This is a genomic window from Citrobacter sp. wls826 (assembly GCF_005281245.1).
Classification (GTDB): Bacteria; Pseudomonadota; Gammaproteobacteria; order Enterobacterales; family Enterobacteriaceae; genus Citrobacter; species Citrobacter braakii.
In genome coordinates this window covers 112,522-117,188 of sequence record NZ_SZWS01000041.1, presented here as the reverse complement: position 1 = coordinate 117,188, position 4,667 = coordinate 112,522, and the positions used below count along the sequence as shown (strand labels likewise).

Sequence of the window (4,667 nt, the reverse complement as noted above, 5' to 3'; positions counted from 1 at the left end):
TAAGTTCTGCGGTGGGGGTTGCCCTTGCGGCAACCGGTGGCGGCGATGGTTCTAACACCGGAACCACAACCACCACAACTACCAGTACCCAGTAATACCGGTACGTTTAATTCTAACCACACTTCGGTGTGGTTATTTTGCCGCTGCGGAGAAATGTCGTGAAGCGACCAGCGCTGATAATGGTTTGCCTGTTATTGCAGGCGTGCTCAGCCACCACCGAAGGGCTGGGTCATTCGCTATGGGATAGCGTGTTTGGTACTCCCGGCGTACAGATGACGGACGATGAAATCAAAAATATGCCCTACGCCAGCCAGTACATGCAGCTCAACGGCGGCCCTCAGCTGTTTGTGGTACTCGCGTTCGCGGAAAACGGACAGCAGAAATGGGTGACTCAGGATCGGGCCATTCTCGTCACGCAGTCTGGGCGCATGGTGAAAACGCATCTCGGCGGGGATAACCTGATCGAGGTGAATAATCTCGCGGCAGATCCGCTCATCAAACCAAACCAGATAGTCGATGGGGCAACGTGGACCCGCACGATGGGCTGGACCGAACATCAGCAGGTGCGCTATGCCACCGCCCGCTCGGTTTTCGAATGGGATGGCACTGACACCATTAAGGTTGGTAGCGAAGATACGCCAGTACGAATCCTTGACGAAGAAGTCACCACCGATCAAACGCGCTGGCATAACCGCTACTGGATCGACAGCGAAGGGCAGATTCGCCAATCGGAACAGTATCTTGGCGCACGTTACTTCCCGGTGAAAACCACGCTGATTAAGGCGGCAAAATCATGATGAAACGAGCCGTTGTGGCGCTGCTATTGAGCCTGAGCACTGCGTCAGTTTTTGCTGCGGGTAGCGTTAAGGTCTTTACCTCCGCCAGCGAAGAGCCAAAAACGTTGACCGGGGCCGAACATCTGCTCGACCTGGTTGGGCAGCCGCGGTTGAGTAATAGCTGGTGGCCAGGAGCGGTTATCAGCGAAGAGCGGGCAACGACGGAAGCAGAGCGTCAGCAGCAGGCATTACTGGCTCGTCTGGCGATGCTCAGCGCTGAAGAAAGGGGTGACGATGCCGCGGCTATCAACGCATTACGCCGACAAATTCAGGCGCTGAAGGTGACCGGCAGACAGAAGATTAATCTCGACCCGGATGTTGTGCGCGTCAGTGAGCGAGGCAACCCGCCGTTGCAGGGCAATTACACGCTGTGGGTCGGACCGCAGCCAACGGATATAACGCTGTTTGGCCTGCTAAGTCATCCGGGTAAACAACCGTTTATGCCCGGGCGCGATATCGCCAGCTATCTCGATGGGCAACGTCGGCTCAGCGGCGCAGATCGTAGCTACGCCTGGGTCATCTATCCCGACGGACGCACGCAAAAAGTCCCGGTCGCCTACTGGAACAAACGTCACGTTGAGCCGATGCCCGGCAGCATCATTTTTGTCGGGCTCTCTGATGCTGTCTGGCGCAGCACCCCGGATGAAATCAATGCCGACATTCTTCGCACCCTGACCCAGCGGATACCCGAATAATGAGAAAAACTTATCTGCTCAGCTTACTGGCGCTGGGCGTAAGCGTTGCCTGCCATGGTGAAACCTGGCCCGCGCCCATTGGACCTTCCCAGTCCGATTTTGGCGGCGTGGGACTGCTGCAAACCCCAACCGCACGCATGGCGCGTGAAGGCGAAATGAGCCTTAACTACCGCGATAACGATCAATATCGTTACTACTCTGCGTCGGTACAACTCTTCCCCTGGCTGGAAACTACCCTGCGCTATACCGATGTGCGTACCAAAAAATACAGCGGCGTGGAGTCGTTTTCTGGCGATCAGACTTATAAAGATAAGGCTTTTGATCTCAAACTTCGCCTGTGGGAAGAGAGCTACTGGATGCCGCAGGTGGCGGTTGGCGCGCGGGATATCGGTGGTACCGGCCTGTTTGATGCGGAGTATGTGGTGGCGAACAAAGCCTGGGGCCCGTTTGATTTCTCTCTCGGCCTTGGCTGGGGATATCTCGGGACCAGCGGCAACGTTAGCAATCCGTTTTGCTCATACAGTGATAAATTCTGCCATCGCGATAACAGCTACAAGCAGGCCGGTTCTATTGACGGTAGCCAGATGTTCCACGGCCCGGCGTCGCTGTTTGGCGGCGTAGAGTATCAGACTCCCTGGCAGCCGCTGCGCCTGAAACTGGAGTATGAAGGTAATAATTACCAGCAGGATTTTGCCGGCAAGTTGGATCAGAAGAGCAAGTTTAACGTCGGCGCTATTTATCGCGTCACCGATTGGGCCGACGTTAACCTCAGCTATGAGCGCGGGAACACCTTGATGTTTGGGGTCACGCTGCGGACTAACTTTAACGATCTGCGACCAAACTATAACGACAATACCCGCCCGAAATATCAACCACAGCCGCAGGATGCCATCCTGCAACATTCGGTGGTGGCGAATCAGTTAACGCTGCTGAAATATAATGCCGGGCTGGCGGATCCTAAAATTCAGGTGCAGGGCGATACGCTGTATGTGACGGGTGAACAGGTGAAATACCGTGATTCGCGCGAAGGGATCGAGCGTGCTAACCGGATCGTGATGAACGATCTTCCCGATGGGATTCGCACGATCCGCATTACGGAAAACCGCCTTAACTTGCCGCAGGTGACGACCGAAACGGAGGTTTCCAGCCTCAAGCGCCATCTGGAAGGCGAGCCGTTGGGCCATGAAACTCAACTGACACAAAAACGCGTCGAGCCCGTGGTACCTAAAACGACCGAGCAGGGCTGGTATATTGATAAGTCACGCTTCAATTTCCACATCGATCCGGTGCTAAATCAGTCGGTGGGCGGCCCGGAAAACTTCTATATGTATCAGTTGGGCGTGATGGGAACGGCGGATTTGTGGGTTACCGATCATCTGCTGACCACCGGGAGTTTGTTCGCCAACCTCGCCAATAACTATGACAAGTTTAACTACACCAACCCGCCGCAGGATTCGCATTTACCACGCGTGCGTACCCATGTGCGTGAGTATGTGCAAAACGATGTCTACGTGAATAACCTGCAGGCCAACTACTTCCAGTCACTCGGAAATGGGTTCTACGGACAGGTTTACGGGGGCTATCTGGAAACTATGTACGGCGGAGCGGGGGCAGAAGTGCTGTATCGCCCGCTGGACAGCAACTGGGCGTTTGGTGTTGATGCCAACTACGTGAAACAGCGTGACTGGCGTAGCGCGCAGGACATGATGAAGTTTACCGACTACAGCGTGAAAACCGGGCATTTGACGGCTTACTGGAATCCTTCGTTCGCCCAGGATGTACTGGTGAAAGCCAGCGTGGGGCAGTATCTGGCGGGGGATAAGGGCGGAACGCTGGAAGTGGCGAAACGCTTTGACAGCGGCGTAGTGGTGGGTGGTTATGCGACCATCACCGACGCCTCGCCGGATGAGTACGGAGAGGGTGATTTTACCAAAGGGGTGTACGTTTCTGTGCCGCTGGATCTGTTCTCGTCAGGCCCAACCCGCAGCCGTGCGGCGATTGGCTGGACGCCGTTAACACGCGATGGCGGCCAGCAGCTTGGACGTAAGTTTGGTCTGTACGACATGACCAGCGACAGGAGTGAAAACTTCCGCTGATAGATGGCCGGATGGGACCTGCGCTTATCCGGCTCTATAAACGACGTAATAATTTTGCCGGATTTCCCGCATACACGCCTTTCTCGGTGATCGATTTGGTCACCACGCTTCCCACGCCGACGACCACGCCATCGCAGATAGTGACCGCCAGAATGGTCGCTCCGCTGCCGATCGAGACATCGTCGCCAATCGTAATACGTCCCCAACTGTTGCGGTCGGCATTGGGTTTTCCTTCGCGAAACATATCGTTGGCGAACATCACGCCGTGACCGATAAAACAGCGAGCGCCGAGGGTGACATATTCGCAGATGAAGGTGTGCGACTGAATTTTGCTGTCTGCGCCAATCTGCGTATTACCCTGGATTTCAACAAATGGTCCGACAAAAACGTTGTCACCCAATGTGCAGTCGTAGAGATTTGCGGGTTCATAGATCACCACGTTCTCACCGCAGGTAACGTTGCGAACAGCGGATTGTCTGAGCTGCATAATTCATCCTGTGAAATGTGTCGTGACACTCATCATTCCCTGCTGACCTTTCTTGCACAAAATATAAACAAAAAATGTAGATCTCTGTCACATTTTTGCGTTATACAGGAACCTTGCCACTGAGTAAGAGGTGCTGTTATGACGTCGCTATCTCGTCCGCGCGTGGAGTTTATCTCCACTATTTTACAGACCGTGTTGAATCTGGGGTTGCTGAGTCTGGGCCTGATCCTGGTCGTATTCCTCGGGAAAGAAACGTTGCATCTGGCGGATGTGCTGTTCGCGCCGGAACAAACCAGCAAGTATGAACTGGTGGAAGGGCTGGTGGTTTACTTTCTCTACTTTGAATTTATCGCGCTGATTGTGAAGTACTTTCAGTCCGGTTTTCACTTTCCGCTGCGCTACTTTGTCTATATCGGGATCACTGCGATTGTGCGGCTGATCATTGTCGATCATAAAGCGCCGATGGATGTGCTGATCTATTCTGCGGCGATCCTGCTGCTGGTGATCACCCTGTGGCTGTGTAATTCCAAACGGCTGAAGCGAGAGTAAAAGA

At 54.2% G+C, this 4,667-nt stretch carries 6 protein-coding genes; 5 read left to right on the top strand and 1 reads right to left on the bottom strand.

The genetic code is table 11. The annotated features are described in order from the left end of the window. The 4 genes from yjbE to FDW87_RS09520 form a co-directional block, all read left to right on the top strand. Nucleotides 1–95 (top strand): exopolysaccharide production protein YjbE (gene yjbE / locus FDW87_RS09535; protein ID WP_243397706.1); only part of this gene is annotated, 95 nt, incomplete at its 5' end. Between the two features lie 63 nt (nt 96–158). Next, nucleotides 159–797, top strand: coding sequence for a YjbF family lipoprotein (locus FDW87_RS09530; protein ID WP_046275310.1), 639 nt, complete (start codon nt 159–161; stop codon nt 795–797). After that, complete coding sequence (locus FDW87_RS09525; RefSeq protein WP_137379685.1) at nt 794–1,531, top strand: capsule biosynthesis GfcC family protein; 738 nt, start codon at nt 794–796, stop codon at nt 1,529–1,531. The genes FDW87_RS09530 and FDW87_RS09525 overlap by 4 nt, the downstream gene beginning before the upstream one ends. Further along, nucleotides 1,531–3,627, top strand: a complete 2,097-nt coding sequence (locus FDW87_RS09520; protein ID WP_046275308.1) for a YjbH domain-containing protein — start codon at nt 1,531–1,533, stop codon at nt 3,625–3,627. Before FDW87_RS09525 ends, FDW87_RS09520 begins: the two co-directional genes overlap by 1 nt. Nucleotides 3,628–3,661: 34 nt before the next feature. On the opposite strand, the gene FDW87_RS09515 is transcribed toward FDW87_RS09520, so the two are convergent. Next, nucleotides 3,662–4,114 (bottom strand): acyltransferase, encoded by a 453-nt coding sequence (locus tag FDW87_RS09515; protein WP_137379684.1) that lies wholly within the window; start codon nt 4,112–4,114, stop codon nt 3,662–3,664. Between the two features lie 138 nt (nt 4,115–4,252). Between FDW87_RS09515 and psiE the strand changes: the two genes are divergently transcribed. Beyond that, entirely contained in the window at nt 4,253–4,663 is a 411-nt protein-coding gene (gene psiE, locus FDW87_RS09510; protein WP_003031674.1) for a phosphate-starvation-inducible protein PsiE, read from the top strand. Nucleotides 4,664–4,667: the final 4 nt, after the last annotated feature.

Coding starts and splice junctions, on each gene's coding strand:
- FDW87_RS09520 (WP_046275308.1), top strand. CDS start 1,531: ATGAGAAAAACTTATCTGCTCAGCTTACTGGCGCTGGGCGTAAGCGTT.
- psiE (WP_003031674.1), top strand. CDS start 4,253: ATGACGTCGCTATCTCGTCCGCGCGTGGAGTTTATCTCCACTATTTTA.
- FDW87_RS09525 (WP_137379685.1), top strand. CDS start 794: ATGATGAAACGAGCCGTTGTGGCGCTGCTATTGAGCCTGAGCACTGCG.
- FDW87_RS09515 (WP_137379684.1), bottom strand. CDS start 4,114: ATGCAGCTCAGACAATCCGCTGTTCGCAACGTTACCTGCGGTGAGAAC.